Consider the following 12,125-nt stretch of genomic DNA (forward strand, 5'->3'; position numbering starts at 1 on the left):
TTCAGGTTTCACCGCCAACCGTCAGAGTCACCCGGTCGCCGGCGAACCAGGTGCGGCCGAACTCAATCGGCGTGCCGGCTGTGTCCACGCTGACCGACGTGGTGCGCAGGATCGGCGCGCCTTCGCTGATCTGCAACTGCAGCGCTTGGGTGGCGGTGGCGAGCTTGGCAGCGATGCGGGTTTCCCTGCGGGTATAGTCCTCGACGCCGCAGCGTTTCAGGGCCTTGGTGATTGAACTGTCCTCTTCCAGCGCCTCGTGCAGCCCTGGCAGCAAGCCGACCGGAAACACGGCCTGAGCCAGCGCAATGGGCTGGCCGTCGGCTAGTGAAAGCCCGTCGTAGACCAGAACCGGGTCTCCCGCCTGCAACTCCAATGCCTCCGCCTCGCGCAATCCGGCGGCGCGGGTTTCCAGCGTCAGCAGTTTCTTGGCCGGTATCCGCCCCTCGCGCGCGAGGTTCTGGTGGAACCGGACCCGCTTGCCAATTGGGTAGTCGGTTGGCTTGGCAGCGACGAACACCCCTGCTCCGCGGCGGGAATGGACCAGGCCCTGCGCCGCCATGTCCGCCAGCGCCCGGCGCACGGTGTGCCGGTTGACCCCGAACCGCGCTGACAGCTTGGCCTCAGCCGGGAGCTTGCCGCCGGTCTCATACCGGCCCTGGGCAATGTCATCGGTCAGGGCGATGGCGATGGATTTCCAAACCGGGGTGCGGGCCATGTCATGGAACTTTCATAAGTCTTGGATTGCGCCAGCCGGGGCGACTCGGTTAACATTTGTCTAGTTGTATAGTTGATGTAGACAACCCGGCCAAGAGGCATAGACAGATGAACACCACTATCTCCGCAGCGGACCGCAAAGGCTGGATGAGCCTGCTGGCCACTGCTGACGAGGCCCGGCTGACCAAGCTGTGGCAGGGCTGCGGGATTGATCCCGTTTATGAATGGCTGCGCCCGCCAGAGGCCGGCAGCGTCATGGTGCGGGGCCGCATGGGCGGCACCGGCGCGCCTTTCAACCTCGGGGAGATGACCGTCACCCGCTGTGCGGTGTCGCTGGAGGATGGCACCGTCGGCCAAGGCTATGTGCAGGGGCGCAGCAAGGCCAAGGCCGCAATGGCCGCCAAGATTGATGCGCTGATGCAAACAGATGCGGCGGCGGGCGTGCGCAAGGCAGTGCTGGAGCCGCTGGCCGTAGAGAGGCAGACGAAGAAGAACGCCCGAGCCGCCAAGGCGGCGGCGACCAAGGTCGAGTTTTTCACCATGGTGCGGGGAGAGGACTGATGCGCCTGGAAACCCGGAACGCCGCCTATGCGGGCGGTTTCAGCAATCCGCCAGTGGATGCGGCACATGCCTTCCGCGCGGCGATGAACGCCATGGCCCGGCCCGGCCAGGTCCAGGACATCACCGGGGCCGCACCGCCTGACGGGATATCAGTCGCGGCGGGCAGCCTGCTGCTGACGCTGTGCGATCCGGAGACCGGTGTCTATCTGGCGCCGGGCACGGACAGCGGGGCCTTGCGCGGCTGGCTGGCCTTTCACACGGGCGCGCCGGTCGTTGCGGCGGAGCAGGCGGATTTCGCGCTTGGCAGCTGGGAGGCGCTGATGCCGCTGGACCGCTTCCGCATCGGCACCCCTGAATACCCTGACCGCTCGGCCACATTGATTGTCGAGACGCCCGGTTTCGCGGCCCCCAACGTGGTGCTGAGCGGCCCCGGCATCAAAGACAAAGCCCGGATGCAGCTGCCGGAACTAACTGCGTTCCAGAACAATACCGCTCTCTACCCGCTGGGTATGGACTTCTTCTTCACCGCGGGGGCGCAGGTTGCTGCGCTGCCGCGGTCCACCCGGATCACCACGGAGGCCTGAGCCCATGTACGTTGCAGTCAAGGGCGGCGAACGCGCCATTGAAAACGCCCATGCCTGGCTGGCTGAGGAGCGCCGCGGCGATACCAGTGTCGCGGAGCTGAGCCTGTCCCAGATCCGCGAGCAGCTGAGCCTGGCGGTGAACCGGGTGATGGCCGAAGGCTCGCTCTACGATCCGGACCTTGCCGCGCTGGCCATCAAGCAGGCGCGCGGTGATCTGATAGAGGCAATCTTTCTGATCCGCGCCTACCGCACCACCCTGCCGCGGTTTGGCTATTCGCAGCCGGTGGAGACCGGAGAAATGGCCTGCGACCGCCGGATCTCCGCGACCTTCAAGGACGCCCCCGGCGGGCAGGTGCTGGGGCCGACCTTCGATTACACCCACCGCCTGCTGGACTTCAAACTGGCCGCCGACGGTGAGGTGCCCGAGGCGCCAGTGTCCGAGCCGCGCCAGGAGGCCACGCCGCATATCACCGAATTCCTGCAAGGCGAGGACATCATCGAGCGCGAGCCTGCCTCGGACGCGGTTCCGGGTGATCTGACGCGCGAGCCGATGTCCTTCCCGGCGGGACGGGCGGTGCGCCTGCAATCGCTGACCCGCGGCGATGAGGGGTTTATCCTCGGCATGGCTTATTCGACACAGCGCGGCTATGCGCGCAACCATGCCTTTGTCGGCGAGCTGCGAATTGGCAGCGTGCCTGTGGAGATGGAGATCCCGGAGCTGGGCTTTTCCATCGAGATCGGCGAGGTGGAGCTGACCGAATGCGAGACGGTGAACCAGTTCAAGGGCTCCAAGACGGTGCCGCCGCAGTTCACCCGCGGCTATGGTCTGGTCTTTGGCCAGTCAGAGCGCAAATCCATCGCCATGGCGCTGGTCGACCGGGCGCTGCGCTGGGAAGAGCTGGGCGAGGACAATCTGGGCGCGCCAGCGCAGGACGAGGAATTTGTCCTGAGCCACGCCGACAACATCCAGGCCACCGGCTTTCTGGAGCACATCAAGCTGCCGCATTACGTCGACTTCCAGTCCGAGCTGGAACTAGTCCGCAAACTGCGCCGGGAAGCGGCAGAGCTGGCTGAGACGCTGGCGGCAAAGGAGGCTGCGGAATGAGCTTAATCGCCTCCACCGCCGCCTGCGTCACCTCCGCCGAATCCTTCGCTGTCGTGGCCTTGGACCCAAGGACGGCCAGAGCCAGGGCCATGGGACGCAATGCTTGCATCAACCGGGTCTATACTCGTGTGATTGTGTCCGGATGGGCAGCGCATCGCGTGGTCATAGCCGCCTGCGCGCAAGGTGCGAAAAATGCGGACGAGAGCCCAAATCAGAACGCCAAGTCCAACGGCCAAGACATAGCCGAGAGTGTTTTCCGTCAAAATACTGCGCTCCATTCCTGTTTGGGCCACACAGCTCTAATTCGAGGTCATGATGCCTGACTACAACTTTGCATACCTTGACGAACAGACCAAACGGATGATCCGCCGGGCGATCCTGAAAGGCTTGGCTGTGCCGGGCTATCAGGTGCCCTTTGCCAGCCGCGAGATGCCGATGCCCTATGGCTGGGGCACCGGCGGGGTTCAGGTCTCCGCCGCGACGCTGACGCGGGACGACACGCTGAAAGTCATCGACCAAGGGGCTGACGACACCACAAACGCGGTGTCGATCCGCAAGTTTTTTGAGAAGACGGCGGGTGTGGCAACGACTGAAGAAACGGCAAAAGCCAGCGTCATCCAGACCCGCCACCGGATCCCGGAGGCGGAGCTGACTGAAGACCAGATCCTGGTTTATCAGGTGCCGATCCCGGAGCCGTTGCGCTTCCTGGAACCGCGCGAGACCGAAACTCGCAAAATGCACGCCCTTCAGGAATACGGGCTGATGCACGTGAAACTTTACGAGGACATCTCGCAGCACGGCGCGATTGCCACCGCCTATGCCTATCCGGTGAAGGTGGAGGGACGTTACGTGATGGACCCGTCGCCGATACCGAAGTTCGACAATCCCAAGATGGAGATGGCGGCGATCCAGCTGTTTGGTGCCGGCCGGGAGCAGCGGATCTATGCGGTGCCGCCCTACACACAGGTCGTGTCTCTGGATTTCGAGGATTACCCGTTTGAGGCCAGCAAGGCGGACCACCCGTGCGACTTGTGCGGGGCGGATGACAGCTATCTGGACGAGGTGATCCTGGATGATGCGGGCAACCGGATGTTTGTCTGTTCGGACACCGATTACTGCCGCACGCGGCGCGAGGCAGGCCATAGCGGCCGCCTGGGTGAGGAGGCAGCGTGATGACCCCTTTGCTGCAAGTGAAGAATGTGGCCAAGCTGTACGGCGCACGGATCGGCTGCACCGGTGTGAGCTTTGATCTCTACCCGGGCGAGGTGATGGGAATCGTGGGTGAAAGCGGTTCTGGCAAGTCGACGCTGCTGAACAGTCTGGCGGGCCACTTGGTGCCGGACCAGGGAGAGGTAATCTATTACACCCGCACAAGCGGGCCGGTGGATACCGTCACAATGTCAGAGCCGGAACGGCGGATGCTGGGCCGTACCGATTGGGCCTTTGTGCATCAGCACGCAAGGGACGGGCTGCGCATGCCGGTTTCGGCCGGCGGTAACATTGGCGAACGGCTGATGGCCGTGGGGAACCGCCATTATGGCTCGATCCGCGAACAGGCGGCGGACTGGCTGGGCCGGGTTGAGATTTCCGAAAGCCGTATCGACGACCGCCCTTCGGCCTTCTCCGGCGGTATGCAGCAGCGCCTGCAAATCGCACGCAATCTGGTGACAGGCCCGCGGCTGGTGTTCATGGACGAACCGACCGGTGGACTGGATGTCTCGGTGCAGGCGCGCTTGCTGGATCTGCTGCGGGGCCTCGTGCGGGAGATGGGGCTGAGCGCCATTATCGTGACACACGATCTGGCCGTTGTGCGCCTGCTGGCGGACCGGCTGATGGTGATGAAGGACGGCCATGTGGTGGAAACCGGGCTGACCGATCAGGTGCTGGACGATCCCCAGCACGGCTATACCCAGCTGCTGGTTTCCAGCGTGCTGCAAGTCTGAGGGCAGGGTGATGATTGAATTGAACGATGTAAGCAAGAGCTTCACCCTGCACAACCAGGGCAGTGCGGTGATTCCGGTCATGCAAAACGCCACGCTGAGTGTGCAACCCGGAGAATGTGTCGGCCTGACGGGCGCCTCCGGGGCGGGCAAGTCCACACTGATGCGTGTGATCTACGGCAACTATCTGGCGGCCTCCGGCAGCGTGGTCGTCGGCGGCGTGGATGTGGCCAAGGCCGCGCCGCGGGAGATACTGGCGCTGCGCCGTGACACGCTGGGATATGTCAGCCAATTCCTGCGGGTGGTTCCGCGGGTGCCAACGCTGGATGTTGTGGCTGAACCGCTGCTGGCAGTCGGCACGCCGGCCGATCAGGCGCGGGACAAGGCGGCCTCGCTGCTGGCGCAGCTCAATATACCCGAACGTCTTTGGAGTCTGAGCCCCACGACATTCTCGGGCGGTGAGCAGCAGCGGGTGAATATCGCCCGCGGCTTCGCCTATGAGTATCCGGCGCTGCTGCTGGATGAACCGACGGCGAGCCTTGATGCGCAAAACCGCGCCACTGTGCTTGCGCTGATCGCAGGTGCCAAGGCGCGGGGGGCTGCGATCATCGGCATCTTCCACGATGAGGCGGCGCGCCAGCAGGTTTGCGACCGGTTCGTGGACGTGTCGGACTTTGCTCCCAAGGCGGCGGCATGAGTGCGTCTGCAAATAAAGGCCCGGTCATTGCCGTGGTCGGACCGTCCGGAGTTGGCAAGGACAGCCTGATGTCTGCGCTTGCGGTCTCCGGTCCTCAGCTGCGGCTGATGCGGCGGGTGATCACCCGCGCGCCGGAGGCAGGCGGGGAGGATTACCAGGCGGTGACCGAGGCTGAGTTTTCGGCCCTTGCGCGCAACGGCGTGTTTGCCTTGGACTGGCAAGCGCATGGCCTGCAGTATGGCATTCCGCGCGAAATCGAAGCCTTGCGGGCCGGTGCGGGCGGTGTGCTGGTCAATTTGTCCCGTGCTGTGCTGCTGCAGGCGCAGGAGGTGTTCGGTGATTTCATTGTGCTGTCGGTGACGGCGCGACCAGAGGTGCTGGTCGAACGGTTGTCTGCCCGCGGGCGGGAAGACGCCGGGGAGGTTCGGCGCCGTCTTGCCAGGGCGGCCAATCCCTTGCCGGAAGGGCTGCGCAGGGTTCATGTGATCGACAACAGCGGTGCGCTCAGCACGGCGGTGGCCGCCGCGCTGGCAGCCCTTCAGCCGGAAAGGGCGTAGCGGTGGATCAGGTGGAAGTTTCCGTCCTCTGCTTCGCCCGCCAGCACAATATCGCGGATTTCCAGCGGTGCGGGCAGCAGCGGGATGAGACGCTCGTTCAGCGCCGCTTCAACCGCCGGCAGGTCGGGCTTCGGCAGTTTGCCGGTCAGCGTGATGTGAAACCGGAATTGCTCCAGCACATAAGGATAGCCCCACAGGGTGAGGTTCCTGTCCTGTTCCGGGCTCAGGCCCGCGCCGCGGCGGCGTTCCAGCTCAGCCTGGGCCGCCGGCGCGCGGAAAGGGTCCAGCTCTGTCACGCAGGCGGCGGCCAGGGCGTTCAGCGCGGTTTCATCGCCGGAGGGCCGCAGCGCCAGGAAGCGGCCGAGCCGCGCCAGGTGGAACCCCTCGAGCGTCACCGGCCTCTGCGCCGCGGCCAGCGCCGCGCAGGCTGCATCCAGCGCTGCCTGGGATTGCCCTTCGGCAAGGCGCATCGGCGGCTTCAGGGTGGCATGAAGTCCGTATTTGCGGGGAACCTTCGTTATCGCCGCCACGTCCAGCCCGGTGTCTTCCGGTTGAGGCAGGCTGCGGCCTGTTTCCAGGTCCCAGCCCAGCCAGCTTGCGGCGAACCGGCACCATTCCGCATCTGCGGGCGGAGCATAGTAGATCGCGTATCGCGTGAATGTCACATTGGCCTCCTAAACGTGGCCTTCCATAACTCGAAAGATGTGAAGTTCAGATGACAGAAGAGTTGATCCTTGCCAATGCCACACTGGTGCTTCCGGGGGAGACCCGCACCGGTAGCGTGAAGGTTTCCAGCGGTGAGATCGAGGACATTGCAGAGGGCACCTCGGTTCCGGCGGGCGCCATCGACTGCGGGGGCGATTATGTCTGTCCGGGTCTGGTGGAACTGCATACCGACAATCTGGAGCGTCACATCCAGCCGCGCCCCAAGGTGGACTGGCCGCACGCCAGCGCGATCATTGCCCATGATGCGGAACTGGCGGGCACTGGCATCACCACGGTATTTGATGCGATGCGTGTCGGCTCGATCAGCCGCAAGGAAAGCCGCTATGGCGCTTATGCCCGCGGTCTGGCCGCTGAGCTGCTGGAACTCAGAGCGGCGGAGGCGCTGAAGATCTCGCATTTCCTGCACCTGCGGGCCGAAGTCTGCTCAGACACCCTGATTGAGGAACTGGAGGCCTTTGGCGAAGCGGACCGGGTCGGGCTGGTTTCGCTGATGGACCACACGCCGGGCCAGCGGCAGTTCCGCGATCTCTCCAAGCTGGAGCAGTACGTGAAGGGCAAGCACGGGTTCGACGACGCCGCGTTCCAGGCGCATATCGCTCATCTGAGAGAGCTGCGCGAGACCCATGGCGACTTGCATGAGGCGGAAGCGGTGAAGGCGGCCAAGCGATTTGGCGCAGTGCTGGCAAGCCATGACGACACCACGGCCGGGCAGGTGGCCGTTTCGGCAGGCCATGGCATTCAGCTGGCGGAGTTCCCCACCACGGTGGAGGCCGCGCAGGCCTGTCATGCCCATGGCATCAAGGTGATGATGGGCGCTCCAAACCTGATCCGCGGCGGCTCGCACTCCGGCAATGTTGCGGCGCATGAACTGGCGGAACTGGAGCTTTTGGACATCCTGTCGTCGGATTATGTGCCGGCCGCGCTGTTGATGGCGGCGGTCATGCTGGGGCAATCGTGGGGCGACATGGCGCGGGGCCTGGGCACGGTGACACATGCGCCGGCCGATGCAGTGGGCCTGCACGACCGCGGGCGGCTGGAGACCGGCAAGCGCGCCGACCTGATCCGGTTCCGTGTGACAGCAGGCGCGCCTGCAGTGCGCGGTGTCTGGTCGCGCGGTTTGCGGGTGGCCTGACCGCCCGGCCGCTGGGGAGGCGGAAGCGCCCGGCCTCTTGAATTGGGGGCGGCCGGGGGCTTGGATCAGTTGGCCCGGTAGAACATGTAGCGGCCGGGCGGGATGCCTTCTGGACCGTCAAGCTCTTCGAAACCTGCCAGCGGCTGGCCGGAGACGATGATGCCGCCCGGTGCCATAACCCGGGCAATGGCGGGAGACAGGGCGGTGGCCTCGGCAACGTCCTTTTCCTTAATCCCGAAGCCAAAGTCGTAATGCGCGAGCGCGATCCGGCGGCCATTGCCGGCGAGCCGCTCCAGCATCGGTTTGGCTTCGCCCTGCAGGAAGTCCTGTTCCGGCGGGATGCAGGAGGGGTGGCACTGTAGCACACGGTCGATCACCCAGATCCGGCGGGTGGACAGAATTGCGCGCAAATGGTCGTAGGTACGCCCGTTGCCAAGCCCCATGTCGAGCACATCGCCCTCCATCGCGCTGATTTGCTCTGCGGCCCAGTTCAGGCCGTCGCGCTGGGCGGTCAGGCGACGCAGCATGGAATCGAGGCGGCTCATTCAGGACATCCTTTCATCATAGATCCAAGCCTCTGCCGGACCATTCAACAAGCGCCTGGCGAGGTCGGCGGTGAACTCCCAGACCGCCTCGTCGTGCACCAAGTGATGGGTGAGAAGTCCATAGGGCTCTGCGTTGTCCGCATCACCCAGGCGGCGGTCGCGCAGCTGGCGCGCGGCTTGCGCAATCAGCTGGTCCGGCGGCAGCAAGCTGCGCGAACCCTTCCAGTTGATCGGATCCAGGTGGGTGTTCACCCGCAAAAGGCCCGAGGCTGGTTTGGCGCTGCTGCGCGGGCCGAAGGTGGAAACGGCGGTAAAGCCGGCACCGGCCAGCCAGGTCAGCATTTCCGGAGAGACCCTGTTCCAGGGCGGCACGAACATCGTCCGCAGGCTGGCGCCAAACAGCTCCTGCAGGCGGGTCAAGCCGCGCTCGGCGTCGTCCAGCAGTACTTCCAGCGGCCGGTGAGCACCGAATTCGGCCTTCTTCTCGCCTGCAGGGGCGTGGTTCTGGTGCGCCCAGCCGTGAGCCACCGGAATGAGCTGCGGATTGGCGGCAACAAAACGGGCCAGATCCGCTGTGACGCCTTGGGGGATAACCGCAAGATGAACAGGCAAATCAAGCTCCGCGGAGAGGTCCGCCAGACGGTCCAGTTCGGCGGACTGTGACATCGCATCGTCGTCACGCCACCACAAGGGCAGCGTCAGGCCCGCCTCCTGCCAGTGCTCCAGTTCCTGGTCCAGCCCGCTCCAATCCGGTGTCATTCGCGCTCCCCCGCAAGTTCTGCGGCAATCTCCACACTCCGGGCGGCTCCGTCAAACCTGAAACCGCCTGCAAGCCGCGGCGGAGCCTGCATTGCCGCCTTGACCGCAGCGCATAGCGTTTCGGGCGTGAGGTCCGCTGTCTTGATCACCTCTATCCCGCTCAGCGGCGCGAGGCTGGCGGCACGCAGACCCTGTTCGGTCTCATTGCCCGCATCAAAGGGGATCAGGACCGCAGGCGTCCCGGCTTGCAACAGGTCAAGCGCGGTGTTGTAGCCGCACATGCTGACAGAGGCGGCGGCGTGGGAGAGCATCTGCCGGAAGTCCTTGCGCGCCGGTTCCAGCAAGGCGGGGGAGCCTGCCTTGGCGAATTCTGCAATCCGCGCGTCGGCGTCCGCACCGCCAACCAGCAGGCGCCAGGGGATCTCCGGCATCCGCTTGGCCGCTTCCAGAGCGGTCCGGTACAGCGGCGTTCCCACATTGCCGCCGCCGGCGCTGACCAGAACCTCGCCGCTGCCTGCCTGGTTCGGGTGGGGTCCTGCGGCGGGCGGCGCGACATAGCCGGTATAGCGCAGCTTGCCGCTTAGCATCGGCGAGACCGGCCAGCTGGCCTCCAGCCTGGTGGCCGCTGGATCGGAGTGGACCAGCACCGCATCGTAATACCGGGCGATAACCGCATCGGCCTTTTCCGCCTTCTCCGGTTTGGAGGGCGGTGCGAGGATGTCACGGATGGAGGACAGGATCACCGGCCGCCGGGGCAGCGCATCGGCGGTCTCCAGCAGGGCCAGGAATTCCTGACGCAGGGAACGGCGGCCAAAGGGGTAGAGTTCGGTGATCAGCACATCGGGCTGCAGCCTGCGCAGGGCTGCGCAGAGGGCGTCTTTGCGGCGGGTCTGATACGCCTCGCCGGTCAAAGAGCCGTCCGCGTCCAGCAACCGGGTGAAATCCACCCCGTCCGAGCGCAGCGGCGGAAGCTGGACCACCTCAACCCCTTCGGCATTGAGTTGCGGGGCGGGAAATCCGCCGGAGGCCACCTGCACCTGTTGGCCGGCCGCGGTAAAGGCGCGGGCCAGCGTCAAGGCCCGCGAAAGATGGCCGGTGCCCAGGAGGTGGGTCACGGCAATCAGGACTTTCATGGCGCGTCCTCGCGGATCAGCCGGACCGGTTCGGCCCAAGGGCTGAGCGAGATTCCTTCGGCTTCCACCACGAACAGCCGGTTGCGTCTGATCCGGAAGGGGGCGGGGCCGTCGAAATCCCAGCCGTATGCGCGGGCCAGGATCATCCGCATGATGCCGATGTGGCAAACAGCGACGGTGTCCTGTGTCAGACCGTGCAGCCAGGGGGCTATACGGTCCCAGACCTTTGCCGGGCTCTCTCCACCCGGCGGGCGGTAGTGCCAGCCCCAGTCCTCGATATCTCGGAAGCCGCTGGCGGGGTCAGCCTTCAGGTCCAGACCGTGCAGCCCCTCCCAGTCGCCCCAGTTCATTTCTGTAAGCTCCGGCGCGGTCCGGGGCGGGCGGCCTGCAACAAGTTCGGCAGTTTCCGCCGCACGCGCCAGCGGGCTGGACCATAATTCTGCTGCGTCCCACGGGGCGGGCAAGGCATAACCGCCCAGTTCCGCGCGGGCCTGATCGTCCAGCGGTATGTCGCTGCGCCCCTGAATGCGCCCGGCACGGTTCCAGGCGGTATGTCCGTGGCGCAGGAGGGCGAGGCGGATCATGTCTGTGTCTCCATCAGCGGGGCGGCAACGTCCCAAAAGCGGCGCGCCGCGGCGGGGGCGAGGTGGTTTCGGGCGATGTAATCACGTCCCTCCCGGCCAATGCGGCTGCGCAGCGCGGGGTTTGCCAGCAGGGCCGCCGTGAAAGCTGCCAATGATTCCGCACCGTCTTCGGGCTCCGGGTAGGACCGGGCCAGCAGCACATCCCGAACGCCGGGGCGGTCTTGAGCCACGATTGGGAGACCATGGGCCTGCGCCTCAAGATAGACCATTCCGAAGGCTTCGTTCACACCGGGCCACAGGAACAGGGAGGAATTGGAATAAGCCGCTGACAATTCCTCGCGTGAGAGCTGGCCGAGGAAGCGGACCCGGCTGCCAAAGGGGGCCATCAGGGCCTCAACTTCGGACCGGGCCGGGCCGTCGCCTGCAATGTCCAGCCGCCAATCTTCTGGCAAATACGCAAGTGTCTCCGCAATAACGCGGTAGGAGGCAAGCTTGTCGCCTGCGCGCATCATGCCTGCAGTCAGCATCCGACCCGCCACAGAAGAGGCGGCCGGCAGCTCTTCAAGCGGCAGGAAGGGCGGCAGGTAGGCCACGGTCTGGCTGCCGGAGCGGTCCCGCTCCAGCGCAAAGCGGTCCTGTCCGGTGAAATAGAAGATCGCCGCAGCGGCATCGGCAGCGGCGTGGGCGGCCTCGGCAAATCCCGCCCATGGCCCGGTCAGGCGCTTCTTGGCGCGGGTGGATTCGATCTGCACATAAGGTATGCCGCGGGCGCGTGCCACGGCGGGGCCGATCAGGTCCGGCGCCTTGTAGTAGTTGTGGTAAGTGACCCAGAGGTCAGCTGCCGGCATATCCCTGATCAACCGGGCGGCCTCGTCCCTGGCCGCATTGCGCTGGATTGCCTGCAGCGCTGCATCGCCATGTTTGTCATAGATCCTGAGATCCGAGACCAGCTGCACATTCGCGCCGCTGGCGCTGAGCAGAGCCATAAGGTTGCGGGCTATTTCGCGATCGCCGGAGGGCACCGGGTGGTGCGGCGGCTTCATCGGCGCGTAGAATGCGACCCGCTTTCCGGTTCCCGGCAGCATGAC

General features: G+C 65.3%; 15 protein-coding genes. 8 read left to right on the forward strand and 7 right to left on the reverse strand.

Annotated elements, in window-relative coordinates; all coding sequences use genetic code 11:
• Position 1: 1 nt before the first annotated feature.
• On the reverse strand, positions 2-715 hold the full coding sequence (phnF, locus tag ACTRWG_RS17415) for a phosphonate metabolism transcriptional regulator PhnF (protein WP_027235349.1): 714 nt from the start codon (positions 713-715) through the stop codon (positions 2-4).
• Between the two features lie 107 nt (positions 716-822).
• Here phnF and phnG point away from each other — a divergent pair, with 107 nt between their 5' ends.
• The 7 genes from phnG to phnN all read left to right on the forward strand — a co-directional run bounded on the left by phnG (position 823) and on the right by phnN (position 6,158).
• Positions 823-1,275, forward strand: a complete 453-nt coding sequence (gene phnG / locus ACTRWG_RS17420; protein ID WP_027235348.1) for a phosphonate C-P lyase system protein PhnG — start codon at positions 823-825, stop codon at positions 1,273-1,275.
• A complete protein-coding gene (phnH, locus tag ACTRWG_RS17425) occupies positions 1,275-1,859 on the forward strand; it encodes a phosphonate C-P lyase system protein PhnH (RefSeq protein WP_027235347.1) in 585 nt (194 codons plus the stop codon). Before phnG ends, phnH begins: the two co-directional genes overlap by 1 nt.
• A gap of 4 nt (positions 1,860-1,863) precedes the next feature.
• Positions 1,864-2,964 (forward strand): carbon-phosphorus lyase complex subunit, encoded by a 1,101-nt coding sequence (locus ACTRWG_RS17430; RefSeq protein WP_027235346.1) that lies wholly within the window; start codon positions 1,864-1,866, stop codon positions 2,962-2,964.
• 315 nt (positions 2,965-3,279) lie between these two features.
• Positions 3,280-4,137 carry an alpha-D-ribose 1-methylphosphonate 5-phosphate C-P-lyase PhnJ gene (locus tag ACTRWG_RS17435; RefSeq protein ID WP_027235345.1) on the forward strand — a complete coding sequence of 286 codons (858 nt, stop codon included), beginning with the start codon at positions 3,280-3,282 and terminating at the stop codon, positions 4,135-4,137.
• Positions 4,137-4,907: a phosphonate C-P lyase system protein PhnK gene (phnK, locus tag ACTRWG_RS17440; RefSeq protein ID WP_027235344.1), complete on the forward strand. Its 771-nt coding sequence runs from the start codon at positions 4,137-4,139 to the stop codon at positions 4,905-4,907. Before ACTRWG_RS17435 ends, phnK begins: the two co-directional genes overlap by 1 nt.
• A gap of 10 nt (positions 4,908-4,917) precedes the next feature.
• Complete coding sequence (gene phnL / locus ACTRWG_RS17445) at positions 4,918-5,601, forward strand: phosphonate C-P lyase system protein PhnL (RefSeq protein ID WP_027235343.1); 684 nt, start codon at positions 4,918-4,920, stop codon at positions 5,599-5,601.
• Positions 5,598-6,158 carry a phosphonate metabolism protein/1,5-bisphosphokinase (PRPP-forming) PhnN gene (gene phnN / locus ACTRWG_RS17450; protein WP_027235342.1) on the forward strand — a complete coding sequence of 187 codons (561 nt, stop codon included), beginning with the start codon at positions 5,598-5,600 and terminating at the stop codon, positions 6,156-6,158. The genes phnL and phnN overlap by 4 nt, the downstream gene beginning before the upstream one ends.
• Here the strand turns inward: phnN and ACTRWG_RS17455 are convergent.
• A complete protein-coding gene (locus tag ACTRWG_RS17455; protein WP_027235341.1) occupies positions 6,140-6,823 on the reverse strand; it encodes a DUF1045 domain-containing protein in 684 nt (227 codons plus the stop codon). The two genes, phnN and ACTRWG_RS17455, sit on opposite strands and share 19 nt — an antisense overlap.
• Before the next feature lie 50 nt (positions 6,824-6,873).
• On the opposite strand from ACTRWG_RS17455, the gene ACTRWG_RS17460 reads away from it, so the two are divergent.
• The gene (locus tag ACTRWG_RS17460) at positions 6,874-8,016 is read left to right on the forward strand and encodes an alpha-D-ribose 1-methylphosphonate 5-triphosphate diphosphatase (RefSeq protein ID WP_027235340.1); all 1,143 of its coding nucleotides are present in this window, start codon (positions 6,874-6,876) and stop codon (positions 8,014-8,016) included.
• A 65-nt stretch (positions 8,017-8,081) separates the two neighbouring features.
• Here the strand turns inward: ACTRWG_RS17460 and ACTRWG_RS17465 are convergent, their stop codons facing one another.
• The 5 genes from ACTRWG_RS17465 to ACTRWG_RS17485 are packed head-to-tail and all read right to left on the reverse strand — an operon-like array spanning position 8,082 to position 12,122.
• Positions 8,082-8,561 (reverse strand): class I SAM-dependent methyltransferase, encoded by a 480-nt coding sequence (locus ACTRWG_RS17465; RefSeq protein WP_027235339.1) that lies wholly within the window; start codon positions 8,559-8,561, stop codon positions 8,082-8,084.
• Positions 8,562-9,320 carry a polysaccharide deacetylase family protein gene (locus tag ACTRWG_RS17470; RefSeq protein WP_027235338.1) on the reverse strand — a complete coding sequence of 253 codons (759 nt, stop codon included), beginning with the start codon at positions 9,318-9,320 and terminating at the stop codon, positions 8,562-8,564.
• Positions 9,317-10,453, reverse strand: coding sequence for a glycosyltransferase family protein (locus ACTRWG_RS17475; RefSeq protein WP_027235337.1), 1,137 nt, complete (start codon positions 10,451-10,453; stop codon positions 9,317-9,319). Before ACTRWG_RS17475 ends, ACTRWG_RS17470 begins: the two co-directional genes overlap by 4 nt.
• Positions 10,450-11,037, reverse strand: a complete 588-nt coding sequence (locus tag ACTRWG_RS17480; protein ID WP_027235336.1) for a histidine phosphatase family protein — start codon at positions 11,035-11,037, stop codon at positions 10,450-10,452. The genes ACTRWG_RS17475 and ACTRWG_RS17480 overlap by 4 nt, the downstream gene beginning before the upstream one ends.
• Entirely contained in the window at positions 11,034-12,122 is a 1,089-nt protein-coding gene (locus tag ACTRWG_RS17485; protein WP_027235335.1) for a glycosyltransferase family 4 protein, read from the reverse strand. The genes ACTRWG_RS17480 and ACTRWG_RS17485 overlap by 4 nt, the downstream gene beginning before the upstream one ends.
• Positions 12,123-12,125 lie beyond the last annotated feature (3 nt).

The sequence above is a fragment of the Leisingera sp. G5_S3_59_S7 genome (genome assembly GCF_054968485.1).

Coding starts and splice junctions, on each gene's coding strand:
- phnF (WP_027235349.1), bottom strand. CDS start 715: ATGGCCCGCACCCCGGTTTGGAAATCCATCGCCATCGCCCTGACCGAT.
- phnG (WP_027235348.1), top strand. CDS start 823: ATGAACACCACTATCTCCGCAGCGGACCGCAAAGGCTGGATGAGCCTG.
- phnH (WP_027235347.1), top strand. CDS start 1,275: ATGCGCCTGGAAACCCGGAACGCCGCCTATGCGGGCGGTTTCAGCAAT.
- ACTRWG_RS17430 (WP_027235346.1), top strand. CDS start 1,864: ATGTACGTTGCAGTCAAGGGCGGCGAACGCGCCATTGAAAACGCCCAT.
- ACTRWG_RS17435 (WP_027235345.1), top strand. CDS start 3,280: ATGCCTGACTACAACTTTGCATACCTTGACGAACAGACCAAACGGATG.
- phnK (WP_027235344.1), top strand. CDS start 4,137: ATGACCCCTTTGCTGCAAGTGAAGAATGTGGCCAAGCTGTACGGCGCA.
- phnL (WP_027235343.1), top strand. CDS start 4,918: ATGATTGAATTGAACGATGTAAGCAAGAGCTTCACCCTGCACAACCAG.
- phnN (WP_027235342.1), top strand. CDS start 5,598: ATGAGTGCGTCTGCAAATAAAGGCCCGGTCATTGCCGTGGTCGGACCG.
- ACTRWG_RS17460 (WP_027235340.1), top strand. CDS start 6,874: ATGACAGAAGAGTTGATCCTTGCCAATGCCACACTGGTGCTTCCGGGG.
- ACTRWG_RS17465 (WP_027235339.1), bottom strand. CDS start 8,561: ATGAGCCGCCTCGATTCCATGCTGCGTCGCCTGACCGCCCAGCGCGAC.
- ACTRWG_RS17470 (WP_027235338.1), bottom strand. CDS start 9,320: ATGACACCGGATTGGAGCGGGCTGGACCAGGAACTGGAGCACTGGCAG.
- ACTRWG_RS17475 (WP_027235337.1), bottom strand. CDS start 10,453: ATGAAAGTCCTGATTGCCGTGACCCACCTCCTGGGCACCGGCCATCTT.
- ACTRWG_RS17480 (WP_027235336.1), bottom strand. CDS start 11,037: ATGATCCGCCTCGCCCTCCTGCGCCACGGACATACCGCCTGGAACCGT.
- ACTRWG_RS17485 (WP_027235335.1), bottom strand. CDS start 12,122: ATGCTGCCGGGAACCGGAAAGCGGGTCGCATTCTACGCGCCGATGAAG.